The organism is Nocardia takedensis NBRC 100417, assembly GCF_000308695.1.
Taxonomy (GTDB): Bacteria; Actinomycetota; Actinomycetes; order Mycobacteriales; family Mycobacteriaceae; genus Nocardia; species Nocardia takedensis.
The window spans coordinates 1-20,749 of sequence record NZ_BAGG01000089.1 but is presented as its reverse complement, the minus strand read 5'-3'; the positions used below and the strand labels follow the sequence as shown (position 1 = coordinate 20,749).

Annotated in this window: 19 protein-coding genes; 17 read left to right on the top strand and 2 right to left on the bottom strand. The window is 70.7% G+C overall.

Annotation, left to right across the window (positions count from 1 at the left end):
• Nucleotides 1–50: 50 nt before the first annotated feature.
• The 6 genes from ON30_RS37580 (at nt 51) to ON30_RS18245 (ending at nt 6,892) form a co-directional block, all read left to right on the top strand.
• Nucleotides 51–377 (top strand): YlxR family protein, encoded by a 327-nt coding sequence (locus ON30_RS37580; RefSeq protein ID WP_083911493.1) that lies wholly within the window; start codon nt 51–53, stop codon nt 375–377.
• A gap of 109 nt (nt 378–486) precedes the next feature.
• Nucleotides 487–3,507 (top strand): translation initiation factor IF-2, encoded by a 3,021-nt coding sequence (infB, locus tag ON30_RS18265; protein ID WP_040708671.1) that lies wholly within the window; start codon nt 487–489, stop codon nt 3,505–3,507.
• A 72-nt stretch (nt 3,508–3,579) separates the two neighbouring features.
• Entirely contained in the window at nt 3,580–3,870 is a 291-nt protein-coding gene (locus ON30_RS18260) for a DUF503 domain-containing protein (RefSeq protein WP_040708684.1), read from the top strand.
• Nucleotides 3,871–3,903: 33 nt separating this feature from the next.
• Nucleotides 3,904–4,350 carry a 30S ribosome-binding factor RbfA gene (rbfA, locus tag ON30_RS18255; RefSeq protein ID WP_040708670.1) on the top strand — a complete coding sequence of 149 codons (447 nt, stop codon included), beginning with the start codon at nt 3,904–3,906 and terminating at the stop codon, nt 4,348–4,350.
• A 33-nt stretch (nt 4,351–4,383) separates the two neighbouring features.
• Complete coding sequence (locus ON30_RS18250) at nt 4,384–5,385, top strand: DHH family phosphoesterase (RefSeq protein WP_040708669.1); 1,002 nt, start codon at nt 4,384–4,386, stop codon at nt 5,383–5,385.
• Nucleotides 5,386–5,494: 109 nt separating this feature from the next.
• Entirely contained in the window at nt 5,495–6,892 is a 1,398-nt protein-coding gene (locus ON30_RS18245) for an MATE family efflux transporter (RefSeq protein WP_083911492.1), read from the top strand.
• Between the two features lie 114 nt (nt 6,893–7,006).
• On the opposite strand, the gene grpE is transcribed toward ON30_RS18245, so the two are convergent.
• The gene (grpE, locus tag ON30_RS18240) at nt 7,007–7,579 is read right to left on the bottom strand and encodes a nucleotide exchange factor GrpE (RefSeq protein WP_083911491.1); all 573 of its coding nucleotides are present in this window, start codon (nt 7,577–7,579) and stop codon (nt 7,007–7,009) included.
• A 126-nt stretch (nt 7,580–7,705) separates the two neighbouring features.
• Here grpE and ON30_RS18235 point away from each other — a divergent pair, with 126 nt between their 5' ends.
• The 8 genes from ON30_RS18235 to ON30_RS37575 all read left to right on the top strand — a co-directional run bounded on the left by ON30_RS18235 (nt 7,706) and on the right by ON30_RS37575 (nt 16,989).
• Nucleotides 7,706–9,388, top strand: coding sequence for an Hsp70 family protein (locus ON30_RS18235; protein ID WP_040708668.1), 1,683 nt, complete (start codon nt 7,706–7,708; stop codon nt 9,386–9,388).
• An 8-nt stretch (nt 9,389–9,396) separates the two neighbouring features.
• Nucleotides 9,397–11,691, top strand: a complete 2,295-nt coding sequence (locus tag ON30_RS18230; protein WP_040708667.1) for a SaeA-related protein — start codon at nt 9,397–9,399, stop codon at nt 11,689–11,691.
• 57 nt (nt 11,692–11,748) lie between these two features.
• Nucleotides 11,749–12,705, top strand: a complete 957-nt coding sequence (locus tag ON30_RS18225; protein ID WP_085999354.1) for a metallophosphoesterase family protein — start codon at nt 11,749–11,751, stop codon at nt 12,703–12,705.
• A 129-nt stretch (nt 12,706–12,834) separates the two neighbouring features.
• Nucleotides 12,835–14,202 carry a cytosine permease gene (locus ON30_RS18220; protein WP_083911490.1) on the top strand — a complete coding sequence of 456 codons (1,368 nt, stop codon included), beginning with the start codon at nt 12,835–12,837 and terminating at the stop codon, nt 14,200–14,202.
• Nucleotides 14,199–14,882 (top strand): biuret amidohydrolase, encoded by a 684-nt coding sequence (gene biuH, locus ON30_RS18215; protein WP_040708666.1) that lies wholly within the window; start codon nt 14,199–14,201, stop codon nt 14,880–14,882. Before ON30_RS18220 ends, biuH begins: the two co-directional genes overlap by 4 nt.
• A 28-nt stretch (nt 14,883–14,910) precedes the next feature.
• Complete coding sequence (npt, locus tag ON30_RS18210) at nt 14,911–15,576, top strand: 4'-phosphopantetheinyl transferase Npt (RefSeq protein ID WP_040708665.1); 666 nt, start codon at nt 14,911–14,913, stop codon at nt 15,574–15,576.
• Entirely contained in the window at nt 15,576–16,499 is a 924-nt protein-coding gene (truB, locus tag ON30_RS18205) for a tRNA pseudouridine(55) synthase TruB (protein ID WP_040708664.1), read from the top strand. The genes npt and truB overlap by 1 nt, the downstream gene beginning before the upstream one ends.
• 67 nt (nt 16,500–16,566) lie before the next feature.
• On the top strand, nt 16,567–16,989 hold the full coding sequence (locus tag ON30_RS37575) for an EF-hand domain-containing protein (protein WP_051029500.1): 423 nt from the start codon (nt 16,567–16,569) through the stop codon (nt 16,987–16,989).
• Nucleotide 16,990: 1 nt separating this feature from the next.
• Here the strand turns inward: ON30_RS37575 and ON30_RS18190 are convergent, their stop codons facing one another.
• A complete protein-coding gene (locus ON30_RS18190) occupies nt 16,991–17,707 on the bottom strand; it encodes a metal-dependent transcriptional regulator (protein ID WP_051029501.1) in 717 nt (238 codons plus the stop codon).
• A 264-nt stretch (nt 17,708–17,971) separates the two neighbouring features.
• Here ON30_RS18190 and ON30_RS18185 point away from each other — a divergent pair, with 264 nt between their 5' ends.
• The 3 genes from ON30_RS18185 to ON30_RS18175 form a co-directional block, all read left to right on the top strand.
• Complete coding sequence (locus ON30_RS18185) at nt 17,972–18,931, top strand: bifunctional riboflavin kinase/FAD synthetase (RefSeq protein WP_051029499.1); 960 nt, start codon at nt 17,972–17,974, stop codon at nt 18,929–18,931.
• A gap of 121 nt (nt 18,932–19,052) precedes the next feature.
• Complete coding sequence (rpsO, locus tag ON30_RS18180; protein ID WP_040708662.1) at nt 19,053–19,322, top strand: 30S ribosomal protein S15; 270 nt, start codon at nt 19,053–19,055, stop codon at nt 19,320–19,322.
• Between the two features lie 450 nt (nt 19,323–19,772).
• The coding region (locus ON30_RS18175) for a polynucleotide phosphorylase (RefSeq protein WP_040708661.1) at nt 19,773–20,749 on the top strand (977 nt) is incomplete at its 3' end.

The following is a 20,749-nucleotide window of genomic DNA, read 5'->3' as shown; positions in this document are numbered from 1 at the left end:
GCGGGACAGCGGTAGAGTGGTCTCAGGTTCAGCGCGAGCCTTCGGTACCTCTGCGGGAAAACACCCCCGATCCGACGCGAGAGCGACGGCCCGGCCCGGTGCGGACCTGCGTCGGGTGCCGGAAGCGCGAGTTGGCCGTCGATCTGTTGCGGATCGTGGCGCAGGATCGGGAATCCGGGGACGGATCCCGTATCGTCGCGATCGTTCCCGATCCGCGGCGCAGACTTCCCGGGAGGGGTGCCTGGTTGCACCCCCTTTCGTCTTGTCTGAGCACGGCAGAACGACGCCGAGCATTCGGCAGAGCACTACGAGTGTCCGGACATCTGGATATCTCAGCCCTGGAGCATTACCTCGAGAACAGGCACGAGCACTCATGAGCACACCGTGAAGTACCAACGATGAACGTCCGTCGGAGATAACCCGAGGTCGTGCGGGCCGCCGTCCCCTGAAACGGCGGGGCTGCTCGACCTCTCAGTGAGGAGAGCAGTGGCAGGCAAGGCCCGCGTGCACGAGTTGGCCAAAGAACTCGGTGTCACGAGTAAAGAACTACTCGCCAAGCTCAAGGAGCAGGGCGAGTTCGTGAAGTCCGCGTCGTCGACGGTGGAAGCGCCCGTCGCCCGCAGGCTTCGCGAATCGCTGTCGGCGAAGTCCGCGCCGTCGGATGCCAAGTCGGGCGCTCGTCCCGGCCCGTCTTCGGGGCGTCCCGGCCCGAAGCCCACCCCCGGCGGCGGTCCCCGCCCCGGTCCGCGCACCCCGTCGCCCGCTCCCGCGGCCGCCAACGGTGCGAACGGTTCCGGCGACCGGACCCAGGTCCGTCCCGGCCCCGCGGCCCGTCCCGGTGACGGCGCGCGCCCCGGTCCCTCGGCCAAGCCGGGTCCGGCTCCCACGCCGGCCCCCGCTCCCGCGCCCGCCGCACAGGCCCCCGCCGCCAAGTCGAACGCGCCCGCCCCCGGTGCTCCGGCCGGTCCGCGGCCGACCCCCGGCGGTCCGCGCCCGGGTCAGCAGCAGCCGGGGCAGCAGCAGCGTCCCGGTGCGCCGACGCAGGGCGGTCCCCGTCCCGGCGGTCCCAAGCCCGGCCCCAAGACCCCGCGGGTCGGCAACAACCCCTATTCCTCGGCTCCCGCGCCCGAACGTGAGCGCGCGCCGCGTCCCGGCCCCGCCCAGGGCGGTCCCCGTCCGGGTCCGGCCCAGGGTGGCCCGCGTCCGGGTCCGGCCCAGGGCGGTCCCCGTCCGGGTCCGGGTCAGGGCGGTCCCCGTCCGGCCGCGGCCCAAGGCGGCGGTGCGCGTCCCGGTGGTCCGCGGCCGAGCCCCGGCTCGATGCCGCCCCGTCCGAACCCGGGTGCGATGCCGCAGCGTTCGGCCCGTCCCGCGCCCGGCGCGGGCGCCGGTCGCCCGGGTCGTCCCGGCGGCGGTCCCGGTGGCGGCGGTCGTCCCGCGGGTGCGGGTGGCGGCGGCTACCGCGGCGGTGGCGGCGGCGCCCCCGGCGCCGGTGCCGGTGCGGGTGCTCCCGCCGGTGGTGGCGGCGGTTTCCGCGGTCGTCCCGGTGGCGGTGGCGGCGGTCGTCCGGGCGGTCCCGGTGGTCGCGGCGGCGCCGCGGGCGCCTTCGGCCGTCCCGGCGGTGCGCCGCGTCGCGGCCGCAAGTCGAAGCGGGCCAAGCGCGCCGAATACGAGAGCATGCAGGCGCCCGCCGTCGGCGGTGTGCGGCTGCCCCGCGGCAACGGCGAGATCATCCGGCTCGCCCGCGGCGCGTCGCTGTCGGACTTCGCGGAGAAGATCGACGCGAACCCGGCCGCTCTCGTGCAGGCCCTGTTCAACCTCGGCGAGATGGTCACCGCGACCCAGTCGGTGAACGACGAGACCCTCGAGCTGCTCGGCAGCGAGATGAACTACGTCGTGCACGTGGTCAGCCCCGAGGACGAGGACCGCGAGCTGCTGGAATCGTTCGACCTCACCTACGGCGAGGACGAAGGCGGCGACGACGATCTCGAACAGCGTCCGCCGGTGGTCACCGTCATGGGTCACGTCGACCACGGCAAGACCCGCCTGCTCGACACGATCCGCAAGGCCAACGTCCGCGAGGGCGAGGCGGGCGGCATCACCCAGCACATCGGCGCCTACCAGGTGCTGACCCACCTGGGCGACAACGACCGGCTCATCACCTTCATCGACACCCCGGGTCACGAGGCGTTCACCGCCATGCGTGCCCGCGGCGCGAAGGCCACCGACATCGCGATCCTGGTGGTCGCCGCCGACGACGGCGTCATGCCGCAGACGGTGGAGGCCATCAACCACGCGCAGGCGGCCGACGTGCCGATCGTCGTGGCGGTCAACAAGATCGACAAGGAAGGCGCGAACCCGGACAAGATCCGGCAGCAGCTGACCGAATACGGTCTGGTGGCCGAGGAGTACGGCGGCGACACCATGTTCGTCGACATCTCCGCCAAGCAGGGCACCAACATCGAGGCGCTGCTCGAGGCGGTGCTGCTCACCGCGGACGCCGCCCTCGACCTGCGGGCCAACCCGAACCAGGACGCCCAGGGCGTCGCGATCGAGGCCCACCTCGACCGCGGCCGCGGCCCGGTGGCCACCGTGCTCATCCAGCGCGGCACGCTGCGGGTCGGCGACTCGATCGTGGCGGGCGACGCCTACGGTCGCGTGCGCCGCATGGTCGACGAGCACGGCGAGGACGTCACGGCGGCGCTGCCGTCGCGCCCCGTCGAGGTCGTCGGCTTCACCTCGGTGCCCGGTGCCGGTGACAACCTGATCGTCGTCGACGAGGACCGGATCGCCAGGCAGATCGCCGACCGCCGCAACGCCCGCAAGCGCAACGCCTTGCAGGCCCGCAGCCGCAAGCGGATCAGCCTCGAGGATCTGGACGCCGCGCTGAAGGAGACCAGCGAGCTCAACCTGATCCTCAAGGGCGACAACGCCGGTACCGTCGAAGCGCTCGAGGAGTCCCTGATGGGCATCGAGATCGACGACGAGGTGCGCCTGCGGGTGATCAACCGCGGTGTCGGTGGCGTCACCGAGACCGACGTCAACCTGGCCTCGGCCTCGAACGCGATCATCATCGGGTTCAACGTCAGGGCCGAGGGCAAGGCGACCGAACTGGCCAACCGCGAAGGCGTGGACATCCGGTACTACTCGGTGATCTACCAGGCCATCGATGAGATCGAGAAGGCCCTCAAGGGTCTGCTCAAGCCGATCTACGAAGAGGTCGAGCTGGGTCGGGCCGAGATCAGGGCCATGTTCCGCTCGTCCAAGATCGGCAACATCGCCGGTTGCATGGTCATCTCGGGCAGCGTGAAGCGCAACGCCAAGGCGCGCCTGCTGCGCGACAACGTGGTGGTCGCCGAGACGATGACCATCTCCTCGCTCAAGCGGGAGAAGGACGACGCCGTCGAGGTCCGCGAAGGTTACGAGTGCGGTATGACCGTGACCTACAACGACATCAAAGAAGGCGACATCATCGAGGCGTACGAGCTGCGCGAGAAGCCGCGCGACTGATCGACGCCCGACGCCGCGCCACCCCGCCCGGGTGTGGCGCGGCGTCGCGATCCGACACTAGAGAAGGTGTGCGTGTACCTGGGTGCACTCGAATTCGACATCCTGCTCGGGGATGTGCACTCGCTCAAACAGAAGCGTTCGGTGATCCGGCCGGTGTTGGCCGAATTACAACGCTTCGGGGTGAGTGCGGCCGAAGGTGGGGAACACGACCTGCATCGCCGCGCATTGCTCGGCGTCGCCATGGTCAGCGCCGGTACGGCGCATTTGACCGAGGTGCTGGACAAATGCGAACGCCACGTCGCGGCGCGTCCGGAGTTACAGTTGCTGGCAGTACGCCGCCGGATCTTCGGACCCGAGGACTGAACGTTTTCATAGTGAAGTGAGGAGGAAACGGCCATGGTGGATCAAGCCAGGGCACGCCGACTCGCCAAGCGGATTTCCTCGATCGTGGCGACCGCGATCGAATACGAGATCAAGGATCCGCGGCTGCGTTTCGTGACGGTCACCGACGCGAAGGTCACCGGTGATCTACGCGAGGCGACGGTGTACTACACGGTGATGGGCGAAACCCTCGAAACCGAACCGGATTACGCCGCCGCGGCCGCCGGTCTGGACAAGGCCAAGGGTGTGCTGCGTTCGAAGGTGGGCGCGGGCACCGGGGTGAAGTTCACCCCGACGTTGGCGTTCGTGCTGGACAAGGTGCCCGATGCCGCGCGCGAGATGGAGGAACTGCTCGCGCGCGCCAGGGCCGCCGACGACGCGGTCGCCAAGGTCGCCTCGACGGCCACCCACGCGGGCGAGGCCGACCCGTACAAGGTCGAGCGCGACGACGACGAGTCCTGAGTCCGGTACGAGAGCGTCAGAGCTGCGGCACGAATGACAACCAGCGGTGAACCGGTCGATTTCGGCGCGGCCGTCGAGGTTCTGGACAGTGCCCGCTCGGTGACGGTGCTGTGTCACGTGCAACCCGACGCCGACACGGTCGGCAGCGGGTTGGCGCTGGCGTTGGTGCTGGAGCGGCGCGGGGTGCCCGTGCGGGTGTCCTTCGCCGAACCGGCCGAACTGCCGACCTCGATGGCCTCGCTGCCGGGGGCGCACCTGCTGGTCGCCCCCGAACAGGTGCCGCGCGAGGTCGACGTGCTGGTCGCGGTGGACTGCGGCAGCGCGGGCAGGCTCGGCGCCCTCGCCGATCGGCTCGCCGGGGCGGGGACGACCGTGGTTGTCGACCACCACCGCTCCAACACCCGCTTCGGCGAGGTCAACTTGGTGGACGTCGACGCGGTGTCCACCACCAGCGTGCTGGCCGCGCTGTTCGACGCCTGGGGCGTGCCGATCGACCGCGACGTCGCGCACTGCCTGTACGCGGGTTTGGTCACCGACACCGGTTCGTTCCGCTGGGTCCGGCCCGGCACCCATCGCTTGGCCGAACGCCTGCTGGCCACCGGTATCGACGGCGGCGAGATCGCCCGCACCCTGCTGGACACCCACCCTTTCGGCTGGCTGCCCATGCTGTCGCGGGTCCTGGCCACCGCCCGTCTCGAACCGGCGGTGCGCGGGGGCATCGGCTTGGCCTACGCCGTCGTCCGTCGCGATGACCTGGTCGGCGTCTCGCCCGAGGAGGCCGAGAGCGTCATCGACATCGTGCGCACCACCGCCGAGGCCGGGGTGGCGGCGGTGTTCAAGCAATCCCGTGTCACCGAGGACCGCTGGGCGGTCTCGCTGCGCTCGCGCGACAGCGCGCCGGGGTCCGGTGACGGGGTCGACGTGGCGGTGGTCGCCACCACGCTGGGCGGGGGCGGGCACCGGTTCGCGGCCGGATACACCGCGTACGGGCGCATCGAAGACGTTCTCGCGGGCCTGCTCGCCGAACTCGGCTGACTCGAGACGGTTCGGTCCGGCGTGGCTCCGGGGTGTGCGCCGTCGAGACCGTCGAACGGAGACCGTGTCGGTGGGTGCCGCTACGGTGGCCGCGACGGGAGGGAGAGCTATGAGCCGAGGGGGTGACGTGGAATCGTCCGCGCCGACGGAAGTGGCCGCGCCGGGCGAGCGGTTCGAGGACGTGGCCTCGGCCGGTCCGCGCCGGGTGTTCGGCATCGCGGTGCCCACGCTGGGCGTGCTGGTCGCCGAACCCGTCTACCTGCTGTTCGACATGGCAGTGGTGGGGCGGCTGGGCGCGGGAGCGCTGGCCGGACTCGCGGTGGGCGGGTTGGTGCTGACCCAGGTCAGTTCGCAATTGACCTTCTTGTCCTACGGGACCACGGCGCGGTCGGCGCGCAGGCACGGCGCGGGCGACGAGCGCGGCGCGGTCGCCGAGGGAGTGCAGGCGACCTGGATCGCGGTCACCGTCGGCCTGGCGATCCTGACCCTCGTGCAACTGCTGGCCGTCCCGGTGACCTCGGTCATCGCGGGCGGCGGCGAGATCGCGGCCGACGCGCTGTCGTGGCTGCGGGTCGCGCTGTTCGGCGTGCCGCTGATCCTGATCGCCATGGCGGGCAACGGGTGGTTGCGCGGGGTGCAGCAGACGCGCCGACCGCTCGGGTACGTCGTCGCCGGGCTCGCGGTGTCGGCGGTCCTGTGTCCGGTGTTGGTGCACGGTCTCGCGGGCGCACCCCGGCTGGAACTGGTGGGTTCCGCGGTGGCGAACCTCGCCGGGCAGTCGTTGACGGCCGCGCTGTTCCTCGGTGCGCTGCTGCGCGCCCGCGTCCCGCTCACACCGCACTGGTCGGTGATCCGCGCGCAATTGGTGCTCGGGCGCGATCTGATCGTGCGGAGTCTGGCCTTCCAAGCGTGCTTCGTGTCGGCCGCGGCCGTCGCGGCGCGTTTCGGCGCGGCGTCGGTGGCCGCGCACCAAGTGGTGTTGCAGCTGTGGAACTTCCTCGCCTTGACGCTGGATTCGCTCGCCATCGCGGCCCAGACCCTGGTCGGCGCGGCACTGGGCGCGGGCAACGCCGTGGGCGCGCGCGCAGTGGCCCGCCGGGTCACCGCCTACTCCGAAGTGTTCGCGCTGGTCTTGGCCGCGTGTTTCGCCGCGGGCTACGCCCTGATCCCGCCGCTGTTCACCGAGGACGCCGCCGTCCTGGAACGCGTCGGCGTGGCCTGGTGGTTCTTCGTCGCGATCATCCCGGTCGCGGGCGTCGTGTTCGCCCTCGACGGCGTCCTGCTCGGCGCGGGCGACGCCGCCTTCCTGCGTACCGCCACCCTCACCTGCGCGCTGGTCGGCTTCCTGCCGGCCATCTGGTTGTCGCTGCTGCTGGACTGGGGGATCGCGGGCATCTGGTCCGGGTTGGTCGCGTTCATGCTGCTGCGGATGGCGGCCGTGGTGTGGCGCACGATGTCGGGTCGGTGGGCCCGGGTGGGGGCGGACGTCCCCGCGGGCTCGGCCTGAATCCCACCCCGTCGATCCGGTCGTCGCGGGCGTTCGCGCGCGGCGGCCCACCCGTGCCGCGGCCGGAATCCGAGCTTGTCGGGCGCACCGGGGCCGAGGGCCCGCGCGGTGGCCTCACTCGGACCTGCGGACCACCACGCGCGCGGGGCGCACCGAACGGCCGGGGACACTTAATCCGGGTTGCAGGACCGTGTCGACGGTGCGGTCCTGCGCGGCGTCGGCGACCTTGACGACATCGGCCGCCTCCATGCTCAGCGAGTCGAACGGTTCGCCGGGGGCGGGGTCGACCAGGATGCCGCCGCGTCCCACCAGGAGGCGTTCGACGCGCGCCGCGACGGCCGCGAACGCGGCGCGCTCGCGGTCGGATTCGGCGGTGGCGGCGCACGCGCGGGTGTCGCCGAGCAAGGCGAACAGTTCGGTCACCAAGGGAAGGTCGGCCCCTTGGCGTTCGCGACGGTCACGGGCCTTGGCGTCGTCGACGAGGCGGTCGAGCGTGCCCGCTTGGCGTGCCAGGATCCGGGAGAGATCCTCCACGCGTTCGGCGAGGTCGGCCTGACCGGCGCGCAGGTCGGCGACGGCGGTCCCCGCTCCGGGTCGGTCCGGGGACGCGTCCGGCCCCGCCGGGGCGGTGTCGGCGGTCGTCCGCAGGTCGTCGGCGCCGGCGGCGGAGGCGACTGAATCGGTCATGATCGCACCATATCCCGATGTCGGAGGCGGCCGCGTCGGACGGTGTCGTGGCCGGTCAGGGGGTGGGCGCGAATGTGGTCCCGACGGCTGGGCCGGTGTCGGAACCGACTGCTACGATCGCGTGCCATGGGGGTCTACGGGATCGACCTGGGCACAACGAACTCGGCGATCGCGCGCATCGACGCCGACGGTCGCCCCGAGGTCATGGTTGGGATGAACGGCGAGCCGACGGTGCCGTCGGTGGTGCTGTTCGCGTCCGCGTTCGACCATCTGGTCGGCGAGGGCGCGCGGCGGCAGGCACGCCTGGATCCGGAGCACGTCTGCGCGTTGGTCAAGCGCCGGATGGGCGATGCGGAATGGCGTTTCGCCGCGCACGGGTCCACCTGGTCCGCGCCCGCGGTGTCGGCGCTGATCCTGAAGAGTCTGGCCGCCGACGTCGAGTTCGGCGGCGGCGAACCGGTGCGGCGCGCGGTCGTCACGGTGCCCGCCTACTTCGGCGACGAGGAGCGGCGCGCCACCATCCAGGCGGGCAGCTACGCCGGGTTCGACGTGGCGGGTGTGCTGTCCGAGCCGATCGCGGCGGCGCTGTCCTACGGTTTCGGCAGGCTCGACGGCAGCGTGGAGATCGGCAAAGCCGGTGCGCGCGAGACGGTCCTGGTCTACGACCTCGGCGGCGGCACCTTCGACGCCACCGTCATCGAACTGGCCGACCGCCGCATCTCGGTGCTCGCGGTCGAGGGCGATCATCAACTCGGCGGCGCCGACTGGGACGAGCGCATCGCGCTGCACCTGTCCCAGCGGTTCTGCGCGGCCAACCCCGACGCGGAGGATCCGCTGGACGACTCGGCGGGGTCGCAGATGCTGGTCCTGGCGGCCGAACAGGCCAAGCGCGAACTCTCGGAGTCCGAGCGCACCGAGGTCGTCGTGGCACACGACGGCGCTCGCGCGGTCATCTCGCTGACTCGCGACGAGGTCGAGGCGATGACGGCTTCGCTGATGCGGCGCACCATCGATCTCACCCGCGACTGTCTGGAGGCCGCGGGTAAGCGCGGGGTGTCCTCGGTGGACAGGTTGCTGCTGGTCGGCGGTTCGTCGCGGATGCCGATGGTGGCGCGCGAACTGCGCAAGGAACTCGGCCTCGACGGCGAACTGCGCGATCCCGACCTCTCGGTGGCGCGCGGCGCGGCCCTGTACGGCGAGAAACTGGAGATGGAGCGGCTCATCGCCGCCGATCTGGTGACGCGCGGGCGACTACGCGACGGGTCGGGGCTCAACGAAGCCGCGCCCGCGGATCTGGACCAGTCCGTGGTGCGGGTCGCGGCGTCGTTCGGACAGCCGGTCTCGCTGGTGCGGCGGATGCTGGAGATCCAGGTCGACACGGTCGTGTCGCGCGGGTTCGGCGTCCTGGCGCTCGACACCCATTACGGCTTGGCCGCGGCATGGCTCGTGCATCGCAATCAGACGTTGCCGGTGCGGGTCCGGCGGTCCTTCGGCACGGTGCGCGAGGATCAGGACCAGATCGAGCTGACCATCGTCGAACAGCAGGGCCAGGCCGCCTCGGTGCGCCCGGAGGACACGAAAGTGTTGGTGGAGGGCAAGATTCGCGGAATCCCGCCCGGCTATCCCGCGGGCAGCGAGGTGCGCGTCACCTTCGAGATGGGCTTCGACGGCGTCCTGCACGTCACCGCCCACCACGTCGACGCGAACATGCCGCTGACGTTGTCGGCGCAGACGGGGGCCACGCTGTCGCAGGCCGACGTCGCCCGGGAACTGGATCAGGTGCAGCGCTCGCGTCGCCGCGCCGGTTAGCGGTCGCCATGGACGCGTTCGATCCCAACGACTACCGCAAGCGGGTGCTCGCCGCCGTCGAGCGCCGCGGCGGCCTCGAGTTCTCCGATTCCTTCGAGCTGTACGACATTCCGCTCGAGGAAGCCGAATCCCTCGATGACGTCCAGGTGGGCGCGCGGGTCGAGGAGGTCTGGGGGTTCTGGCAGCGTCAGCGCGACCATCCGAAGTACCGGGTCCTGGTCGGACTGCTGGTCGACAGCCACGAGCGGCGCAGTGAACTGCTGCTGCGGGCGAGTTCGCGGCGGGCCGAGGCCATGCGGGTGCGTCAGGAGCGCGAGCAGCGCGACGCCGAACGCTACGAGATGCTCGACACGGCCATCGGCCGGTTGGTGCAGCGGCACGGCGGCGTGCCCGCGAGCAAGGTCGCGGGTCTCGAGGAGATCGGCGCGATGGGCGGACTCTCGGCCGCCGAGGTCGCGGGCCGGTTGCGCAGGCATCGGATCCTCGAGCAGGAAACCGCACGGCCGGAACCGGTCGCGCAGGCGGTCACGGTGACCGAGCAACGCCGCAAGCAGATCGCACAGTTGCTCGGCGAATGGGCACGACTGCTGGACGGTCAACCCACGCCGACGTTGTTCGCGTTGCTGGGGCTCGATCCCACGGCGGCCTCGCGGACCGAGGAGATCCGACTGCGCGCGGAGGCGCTGCGGGCCCGGTCGCGGGAGTTGCCGCCCGGTCGCGTGCGGGTCGTGTTGGACGAATTGCTCGTGCACGTCCAGGATCTGCTCGCCGGCGGCGGGCCCGCCGCCGAGGAGTACGTGCGCGCGGTCATCGAGGACGTCACCGCGGAGTTGCGTCCGAAGGTGCGCGCCGCGGTGCTGGTCGAGGACGAACTGGTGGGCGAGGATTACCAGTTCCTGCTCGAGGAGGCGATGGAACTCGGCCTCGATCGCGCCCGGGCGGTCCAGGTCCTGACCGAGTTGACGACCGCGCTGGGCGCGCGCATCGAGACGCCATCGGTCGCTCCACCGCCGCCGAGCGGCGGCGGGTACACCCCGCACTACGATCCGCGACCCGTCGCACCGCCCGCGCGCGGCTGGGAGGAACCGTTGAAGGCCGCGCGCGCCGCCCTGCGCGCGGGTCGTCCGCAGGAGGCCGCGCGGCAGGTGGCCCAGGCCCGGCAACTCGACAACGGCGCGGGCGCCACCCAGATCCGTTCGATCGCCGACGAAGTGGAACGCGTCCTCGCCGAGGCCGTGACCCGCTGGCGCAACGTCGGTTCGGCGCGCGCGGGCAAACGCTACGTCGAGATGCTCGACCACCTGGAGTACCTGCGGCGTTCGGCCGCCGACGTGCCGCCGCCCACCGGCCACACCGACCTCGACGAACTACTCGCCGAAGCGGCACGCGCCATCGAGGAGGCCGACCGTCAGGTCGCCGCCGCCGATACCGCGCCGCCCGCGCAACGCACCCGCGCTCTGCTCGCGGCCCAACGCGTCTGCGCCGATCACGAAGGCGTCTGCGCCGCACTGGCCGCCACCCCGGTCGAACCGCCGACCCGCGTCGCCACCACGCGATTGCCCAACGGCTCGGTGCAGGTCAGCTGGTCACCGTCGGCGACACAGGACGCCACCTACCGTGTCACCCGCCTGCAACCCGACGGCTCCTGGCGAGTAGTCGGCCGCACCCACACCACCGAACTCGAGGACGGCGGCGCGCCCACGGGCGAGATCCCCGTGTATGCCGTGGCCGCGGCGGTCGCGGGTCGCTACTCCGATCCCGCGCGCTCCGACGCGCCCGCCGCACCGATGCCCCCGCCCACCGGAGGGGCCGCCCCGACCGCTGTGCACCCGACGGCCGCGCCATCGTCCGCATCCCCCCGGCCGGCGGCATCGGACGTCACCGCATCGGGATCTGCGGCGTCAGGTGCGCACTCGGCGGCACCGGTCACCGAGGCGACGGCCGCGCACTCTGCCACGGGGGATCATGCGTCGCCTCGGGACGAGCCGAACCCCGGCGGCATCCCGACGGTCTCCGCGCTCGGCGAACAGGGCGGCTTGCTGGTCTTCACCTGGCCCGCCGGCGTGACCGAGGTGTATGTGGTCGCGCGGGCCGACGCTCCGCCGTCGGCCCCGGACGATCCGGCGGCGCGGGCGTGGAAGGTGACCAATATGCGGTACGAGATCGACGGGGGCGTGAAGATGCCGGCAGAACTCGCGCGGCCGTGTCATGTGGCGGTGGCTTCGTGCCGTCGCGAGCCGAACGGCACGCTGACGGTGGCGCCGGGCTTCGCGGCGACCGCACGGCTGCACTGGGTGGTGTGAACGCCTCGGGCGCGGCCTGTCCGTCGTGTGTCGGCGGGATGTGACAAGGTGGGTGTGGTGATACCCAAGTTGATGGCGGTCAGCGACATTCACGTCGGGCACCAGGGGAATCGGCCGGTGGTCGAGCAGATCCGGCCGGATTCGCCCGAGGACTGGCTGATCGTGGCCGGTGATGTGGGGGAGAAGTCCGAGGACGTCCGCTGGGCGTTGGAGTTGCTGCGTTCGCGGTTCGCGAAGGTGATCTGGGTGCCGGGCAACCACGAGTTGTGGACGACGCCGAAGGATCCGGTGCAGATGCACGGCGCGGCCCGCTACGACTATCTGGTGTCGATGTGCCGGGATCTGGACGTGCTGACCCCGGAGGACCCGTATCCGGTGTGGGCGGGGCCGGGCGCGGAGGAGTTCGGTGAGCCGGTGACGTTGGTGCCGATGTTCCTGCTCTACGACTATTCGTTCCTGCCGGAGGGTGCGACGACGAAGGCGGAGGGGCTGGCGATCGCCCGCGAGCGGAATGTGGTGGCGACCGACGAGTTCATGCTGTCGCCGGACCCGTATCCGACGCGGGACGCGTGGTGCAGAGCACGGTTGCAGACGACGCGGCGCCGTCTCGACGCGCTGCCCGAGGGCGCGCCGATCGTGATGATCAATCATTTCCCGACGGTGCGTCAGCCGACGGATGTGCTGTGGTATCCGGAGTTCGCGCTGTGGTGCGGCACCACGGAGACGGCGGAGTGGCACACCCGCTACAACGTGGTGTGTTCGGTGTACGGGCACCTGCACATTCCGCGGACCTCCTATTACGACGGCGTCCGGTTCGAGGAAGTGTCTCTCGGTTATCCGCGTGAGTGGCAGCGGCGTGGGCTGCCGGAGGCGTTGTTGCGGCAGATCCTGCCGACGCCCACCTATCCGCCCGGCTCGTTGAACAAGTGGGGCGGCCATTTCCAGGTGACGGAGGAGATGGAGGCCGCCGCCGCGGAGATGCGCGAGAAGGCGCAGCGCCGGCGCGGCCTCTGAGTCGATCGGTCGATATCGGCCCCGTGTTGCGGGCCGATGTCGGCGCACGGATCGCGGAGAGGTTTCGGTCACGGACCCGTAACAGCGGGTGACCTCGGGGGAAATATCAGGTGGGGAACGTATACACCCATGGATACCGAGGTGGATACGGTGCCCGCCGGGACGCGGATCGGCGCGCACGACGAACTCGCGGCGGTCGAGCGGCCCGCGCTCGGCGACGAATACGAGAGTGAACCGGTGCCGCTGTCGGCCCGGCGCGGACTTTGGTCGGTGTCGGCGGTCTGGCTCGGCTTCCCGATGATCCTGACCTGCGCGGTCTTCGGCGGTCTGATCGTGTACTCGCTGGGGTTCTGGCGCGGGATGCTGGCGATCCTGCTGGGCAATCTGGTGTTGATGGGTTACGTCGGCGCGCTGAGTTACCTGGCGGGCGCGACGGGCAAGAGTTTCGCGCTGATCGCCGTGGACACCTTCGGCAGGCGCGGCTACCGGGTCGTGTCGGCGTTCCTGGCGACCGTGGTGATCGGCTGGTTCGCCTTCCAGACGGGCCTGACGGGGTCGATCCTGGCGGCGACGATGGGGTGGAGCGAGCGCTGGACGAGTCTGGGCGCGGGGATCGGCTACGTCCTGGTGACGCTGTTGGGCATCCGCGCGCTCTCGGCGATCGGCGTGATCGCGGCGCCGCTGTATCTGGCGTTGGGGGTGACGGCGGTCGCGCTGGCCCTGGACGACGCGAGTTGGTCGGCGGCGCTGGACTATTCGGGCGGTGCGGGGACGGCGGCGCTGAGCATGGGCGCGGCGGTGACGCTGGTCGTGGCCTGCTTCATCGACTCGGGCACCATGACGGCCGATTTCACCCGGTGGTCGAAGAACGGCAGGCAGGGCTTCCTCGCGGCGTTCTCGGCGTTCCCGCTGGGCAACAGTGTGGCGCTGGTGATCGGCGGTCTGATCGTGGCGTTGGGCGCGGCCGCCGATCCGGCCCGTGACGGCGGAAATTTCCTCGCGATCCTCATCGATCAGGGCGGCTGGCTGGTGCCGGTGGCGGTGGTGTTCGTCTTCGTGAATCTGGGCTCGGTGTGCGCGCACTGTCTCTACAACGGCGCGGTGGGCTGGGGCCAGTTGACGGGGCGCGGTATGCGGTCGTTGAGCGTGGTGCTGGGTGCGGTCGGCGTGGCGCTGGCGGTCGCGGGCGTGTGGTCGCATTTCGAGACGTGGCTGAACCTGCTCGGCGTGATCGTCCCGCCGATCGGCATCGTGCTGATCCTGGACCAACTGGTGTTGCCGCGCCTGGGGCGCGCCCGCCCGGTGGCGCGTCCGTGGCGTCGGGAGTCGTTCCTGGCGTGGGGAATCGGTTCCGCGGCGGCGCTGGCCGCGCACGAATGGGCGCCCGGTCTGTCCGACGCGCTGGTCGGCATGGTCGTCGGCGCGGTCGTCTTCTACGCGGCACGGGTCGTCGCCGGAGACCGGGAAACCGCCCTCGAACGAAAGGCAGTGGCATGAGCAAACAGGTCGACGCCCGCCCCTACGCGTGGCCCTTCGACGGACCGGTGGATTCGGCCCACACCGCGGTGCTGTGCATCGACTGGCAGGTCGATTTCTGCGGTCCCGGCGGCTACGTCGACGCGATGGGCTACGACCTGTCGCTGACCCGGGCCGGACTGGCTCCGACCGCCGCGCTGCTCGCCGTGGCGCGCGCGGCCGGGATGACGGTGGTGCACACCCGCGAAGGGCATCGGACCGATCTGTCGGACCTGCCCGCGAACAAGCGATGGCGCTCGGCGCGGATCGGCGCGGAGATCGGGTCGGTCGGTCCGCAGGGGCGCATCCTGGTGCAGGGCGAACCGGGCTGGCAGATCGTGCCCGAGGTCGCGCCGCTGCCCGGCGAACCGATCATCGACAAACCGGGTAAGGGCGCGTTCTACGCCACCGATCTGGACCTGGTCTTGCGCACCCGCGGCATCCGCTACCTGGTGCTGACCGGCATCACCACCGACGTGTGCGTGCACACCACGATGCGCGAGGCCAACGACCGCGGCTTCGAGTGCCTGATCCTGTCGGACTGCACGGGCGCCACCGACCCGGACAATCACGCGGCGTCCCTGCACATGGTGACGATGCAGGGCGGGGTGTTCGGCGCGGTGGCCGATTCGGCGAGCCTGATCACGGCGATCGAATCCTGAGCGGCGCGCTCCACTAGGCTCGTCGGCGATGATCGAGAACATCTTGCCCAACGGCGTCGCCTCGGCCGAACTGCTGGCGTATCCGGACGACCTGACCGCGCACCCGGCGGAGGAACACCTCATCGCCAAGGCCGTCGAGAAGCGTCGCCGCGACTTCATCGGGGCCAGGCACTGCGCGCGTCAGGCGCTCGAGCAACTCGGCGAGACCCCGGTCGCGATCGGCAAGGGGGAGCGCGGGATGCCGTTGTGGCCGCGCGGCGTCGTCGGCAGTCTGACCCACTGCGACGGGTACCGTGCCGCCGCGCTGGCGCACAAGCTGCGTTTCCGCTCGGTCGGGATCGACGCCGAACCGCACGACGCGCTGCCGGAAGGCGTGCTGGATTCGGTGAGCCTGCCCGCCGAGCGGGAGTGGCTGGCCGGCCTCGACACCGGACTGCACCTGGACCGGTTGCTGTTCTGCGCCAAAGAGGCCACCTACAAGGCGTGGTTCCCGTTGACGTTGCGCTGGCTCGGTTTCGAAGAGGCGCACATCACCTTCACTGTCGAGGAGACCGCCGACGGCGGTTCGGGCACCTTCCACAGCGAACTGTTGGTCCCGGGTCAGACCACCGACGGCGGCACGCCGCTGACCGAATTCGACGGGCGCTGGCAGATCGGCGGCGGACTGATCCTGACCGCGATCGTGCACGGCTGATGGCGACGGCGAGCGCGCGGGATCTGCTCGGCGGTCTGCTGATCGTCGACAAGGACAGCGGTCCGACCAGTCACGACGTGGTGGCCCGGTCACGAAGGTTGTTGCGCACCAAGAAGGTCGGGCACGCGGGCACCCTGGACCCGATGGCCACCGGCGTCCTGGTGCTCGGTGTCGAACGCGCGACGAAGCTGCTCGGGCTGCTCACGCTGACCACCAAGGCCTACACCGCCACCATCCGCCTGGGGCAGGCCACCACCACCGACGACGCCGAAGGTGAAGTCCTGGAGACGATTCCGGCGGGTCACCTCGCCGACGCCGGGATCGCGGCGGCCGTCGCCGCGCTCACCGGCGAGATCGAGCAGGTGCCCGCGACGGTCAGCGCGATCAAGGTCGACGGCGAGCGCGCCTACGCCCGACACCGGGCAGGGGAGGAGGTCCGGTTGGCGGCCCGTCCGGTCACCGTCTCCCGGTTCGATATCACCGCCCGGCGCGACGAAGGCGGCTTCGTCGACCTGGACGCCGTCGTCGAATGCTCCTCCGGCACCTACGTGCGCGCACTGGCCCGCGACCTCGGGCGAGCGCTCGGCGTCGGCGGGCACCTGACCGCGCTGCGCCGCACCCGCGTCGGACCGTTCACCCTCGGGCACGCGCGCACCCTCGCGGAGTTGACGGTCGCCGCCGAAGCGGACGCGCCGCTGCTGAGCCTGGGCATGGACGAGGCGATCGCCACCGCGTTCCCGCGCCGCGAGATCTCCACCGAGCAGGCCGAATCCCTGCGGGACGGACGCTGGCTGGAACCCGAGGGTCGCAAGGGCGTGTACGCGGCGGTCACCGCCGACGGCGAGGCCATCGCGCTGCTCGAGGAGAAGGGGCGTCGCGCCGCCCCCGTGCTGGTCGTCCGCCCGCGCGGACTGCTCGACTGACTCCGAACCGTCCATCCCGCGAGCACATTCCGTACAGTGGGGTCGACGGCCGTGGGAGGCGTGTGAGATGAGTGGACATCCGGTCGACGTCTTCGACCTGTGGGATCACGACGGCGACGGCCAGGTCTCGGTCGAGGACATCCTCGCCGGGATCAGGGCCACCGGCCGCGAAGTCGACCTCGAGGCCGTCGAACGCCTGGTCGCGGCCGCCGACACCGACGGTGACCACTTGGTCTCGCGCGCCGAATTCGACGCCGCCGTCCTCGGCGGACGCATCGAGGTCACCGACGCGGCGGCCGCCTTCGAGGTCTTCGACGTCAACGGCGACGGCCGCATCTCGGTCGAGGAACTGGAATCGATGATCCGCCACATCGGCGCGGGCCGTATCGACGAACCCGCCGCCGACCTGCTCGCCGCCGCCGACCTCGACGGAGACGGCTACCTCTCGCCCGCCGAATTCCGCGCGCTGCTGGACTTCCTGTCCCGCTGAGTCAGTGGGTCATCCAGATGGCCTCGGCCGCCGGACGACCCAGATCGATGACCGAGTCGGGGCCGCCGAGCCGAATCGCGATGGTGCCCGCGAAATCCCGGCGCTCCTCGACGGTGATGACGGTGTCCAAGGCGATGCCCACCGAATCGAAATAGCGCAGCATGTCCGGGTCCGCGTCCGAGATCCGCGCCACCCGGCCCGATTCCCCGGCCCCGAAATCGCTCAACTGCCGGGCGGGCGGTGTCGGCACCGCGCCGTCGGCCGACGGGATCGGGTCGCCGTGCGGGTCGCGGTCCGGATGCCCCAGCTTCGCGTCGATGCGCGCCATCAGCAGATCCGACACCGCGTGCTCGAGCACCTCGGCCTCGTCGTGCACCTCGTCCCAGCCGTACCCGAGTTCGTTGACCAGGAACGTCTCGATCAACCGGTGCCTGCGCACCATCGCCACCGCCGCGCGCCTGCCGTGTTCGGTCAGCGTGATCGACCCGTAGCGCGCGTGCTCCACCAAGCCCTGGTCGGCGAGTTTGCGCACCGCCTCGGACACCGTCGAGGCCGACACCCCCATGCGCTCGGCCAACAACTTCGTGGTCACCTTCTCCTGCGACCACTCCTGCGCGGTCCAGATCACCTTCAGATAGTCCTGGGCCACCGAGGTCAGCTCGGGAGCCGCCACGGCCGTGCCGCCCGCGCTCGCGTCTGGTCCCGAGCCGCCGGGCAACTCGCGTCGGGTGGCGATGTCTCGTTTACCGGGCACACCTCGAGCTTATGCATTCGGCAGCGGATTCACACACTGCGACGCCGACCCGCCGGCCCGGACGAACCCGCGGGCACGCCCCGGCGAAAACCACGGAAACGTTCGATGACATCCGCTCCGCGCGAATACCGTTCGCGCCCTGCTGAACGCGGGTGCCCGCGGCCCGCGCGCTCCCGCGCCGGTACTTCGGTCGGACCGCCCTCCGGCCGGTCGATTAGGCTTTGCCCCGTGCAGAGATGGCGAAGTCTCGAAGACGTGCCCGCGGACTGGGGGCGCTGTGTGCTCACGATCGGCGTATTCGACGGCGTCCATCGCGGCCACGCGCAACTGATCAGCCGCGCCGTGAAGTCCGCCGCCGCGCGCGGCGTCCCGGCGGTGCTGATGACCTTCGATCCGCACCCCATGGAAGTGGTCCGCCCCGGCTCGCACCCCGCGCAACTGACCACCCTGACCCGCCGCGCCGAACTCGCCGAAGAACTCGACGTCGACGTGTTCTGCGTGATGCCCTTCACCCACGACTTCATGAAGCTCACCCCGGCCCGCTACGTCCACGACCTGCTGGTGGAACGACTGCACGTCGCCGAGATCGTCGTCGGGGACAACTTCACCTTCGGCAAGAAGGCCGCCGGCACCGTGCAGACCATGCGCGAACTCGGCGAACGCTTCGGCTTCGAGGTCGACGGCGTCAAACTCGTCGGCGAACACGCCGTCACCTTCTCCTCCACCTACATCCGGGCCTGCGTCGACGCGGGCGACATGGCCGCCGCCGCCGAAGCCCTCGGCCGCCCGCACCGGGTCGAAGGCGTCGTCGTCCACGGCGACGGACGCGGTCGCGAACTCGGCTTCCCCACCGCCAACGTGGCCCCGCCCATGCACGCCGCCATCCCCGCCGACGGCGTCTACGCGGGCTGGTTCACCGTCCTGGGCCCCGGACCGACCATCGGCACCGTCACCCCCGGCGAACGCGCCATGGCCGCCATCTCCGTGGGCACCAACCCCACCTTCTCCGGGCGCTCGCGCACCGTGGAGGCCTACGTCCTGGACGGTGAGGCCGACCTCTACGGCCAGCACGTCGCCGTCGACTTCGTGGAACACCTGCGCGGCATGGAGAAATTCGACTCCCTCGACGACCTGGTCGTCGCCATGGGCCGCGACGTCGACAACGCCCGCAAGGTGCTCGGCGCCTGATTTCGCCTGCTCGTCGCCCTCCGGTAAGGTGGCTGCTCGGGTTTGCTGCGGTCCGCGGCGGCGCCCGCTCCGGAATACCGGACATTCGAGCGCGGAACTGAGAAACGGGAGTGGAAGCCGCATGGCACTGACCACCGAACAGAAGACGGCGATCCTCAAGGAATACGGCCTGCACGAGAAGGACACCGGTTCGCCGGAAGCCCAGATCGCGCTGCTGTCCAAGCGGATCTCCGACCTCACCGAGCACCTGAAGGTGCACAAGCACGACCACCACACCCGCCACGGCCTGCTGGCCCTGATCGGTCGTCGTCGTCGGCTCTCGAAGTACCTGCAGAGCAAGGACATCCAGCGTTACCGTTCGCTGATCGAGCGGCTGGGTCTGCGTCGCTGATCTTCGGCGTCGGAATATGCTCGACGGGCGTGCCTTGCGGTGCGCCCGTTTCGCGTTTGTGAGTCTTGATGGTGGGACACGCTGTCGCATGGGTGTCGGGGGGAAGGGAAACGGGGGGACGTACAATCTGTGCCGTTGGCTTTTCGTGTGTGGGACGGATCGCCGTTCCGGTCGGGGTCCGATCGGTTCGCAGCGAGTCTCCCGGCGCACGACAACACGGCCGTACGCACTCGTCCGCGTGGCGTCGGTCTTCGGTAGTGGCCTCTCGGGTATCCGACGGGCTTCGATCGATGACCGCCTCCGCGTCGCCGTCTCCAAGGGGATACGGCCGGGTGCGAGCGCGCAGCCAGGAAGGTTGCGACGCGTCCGTATCCGGTACGGCCGACGACAGTCGGGTCGCGCCCACGAGGGTGCGCCAGACCCGACGAGACGAGAGGTTGAGAACAGAGAATGACCGAAACAACTGAACGCAAGTCCTCGGCCGTCGAGGTCGAGCCCGGAGTCTTCGAATCCGTCGCGCTGATCGACAACGGCGCCTACGGCACCCGCACCGTCCGCTTCGAGACCGGCCGTCTGGCCCGTCAGGCCGCGGGTTCGGTGGTGGCCTACCTGGACGACGAGACCATGCTGCTGTCGGCCACCACGGCGGGCAAGCACCCCAAGGACCAGTTCGACTTCTTCCCGCTGACGGTCGACGTCGAGGAGCGCATGTACGCCGCGGGCCGCATCCCCGGCTCGTTCTTCCGCCGCGAGGGCCGTCCCTCCACCGACGCGATCCTGACGTGCCGCCTGATCGACCGGCCGCTGCGCCCGTCCTTCGTCGACGGCCTGCGCAACGAGATCCAGGTCGTCGTCACCGTGATGAGCCTCGATCCCAAGGATCTGTACGACGTGGTCGCGATCAACGCGGCCTCCGCGTCCACCCAGATCGCGGGCCTGCCGTTCTCCGGACCCGTCGGCGGCGTGCGCGTCGCGCTGATCGAGGGCCAGTGGGTGGCCTTCCCCACCGTCGAGCAGCTCGAGGGCGCGGTCTTCGACATGGTCGTCGCGGGCCGGGTCGTCGACTCCGGTGACGTCGCGATCATGATGGTCGAGGCCGAGGCCACCGACAAGGTCATCGCACTGATCGACGGCGGCGCGCAGGCCCCCACCGAGGCCGTCGTGGCCGAGGGCCTCGAAGCCGCCAAGCCGTTCATCGCGCGGTTGGTCCGCGCCCAGGCCGACCTGGCCGAATTGGCCGCCAAGCCGACCGGTGAGTTCCCGCTGTTCCCGCCCTACGAGAACGACGTGTTCGAGGCCGTGGAGGGCACCGCCAAGCGTGAGCTGAACGAGGCGCTGAGCATCGCCGACAAGCAGGCCCGCGAGGCCAAGATCGACGAGATCAAGGTCGAGGTGCTGGCGCGGCTCGGCGACGATTTCGCCGGTCG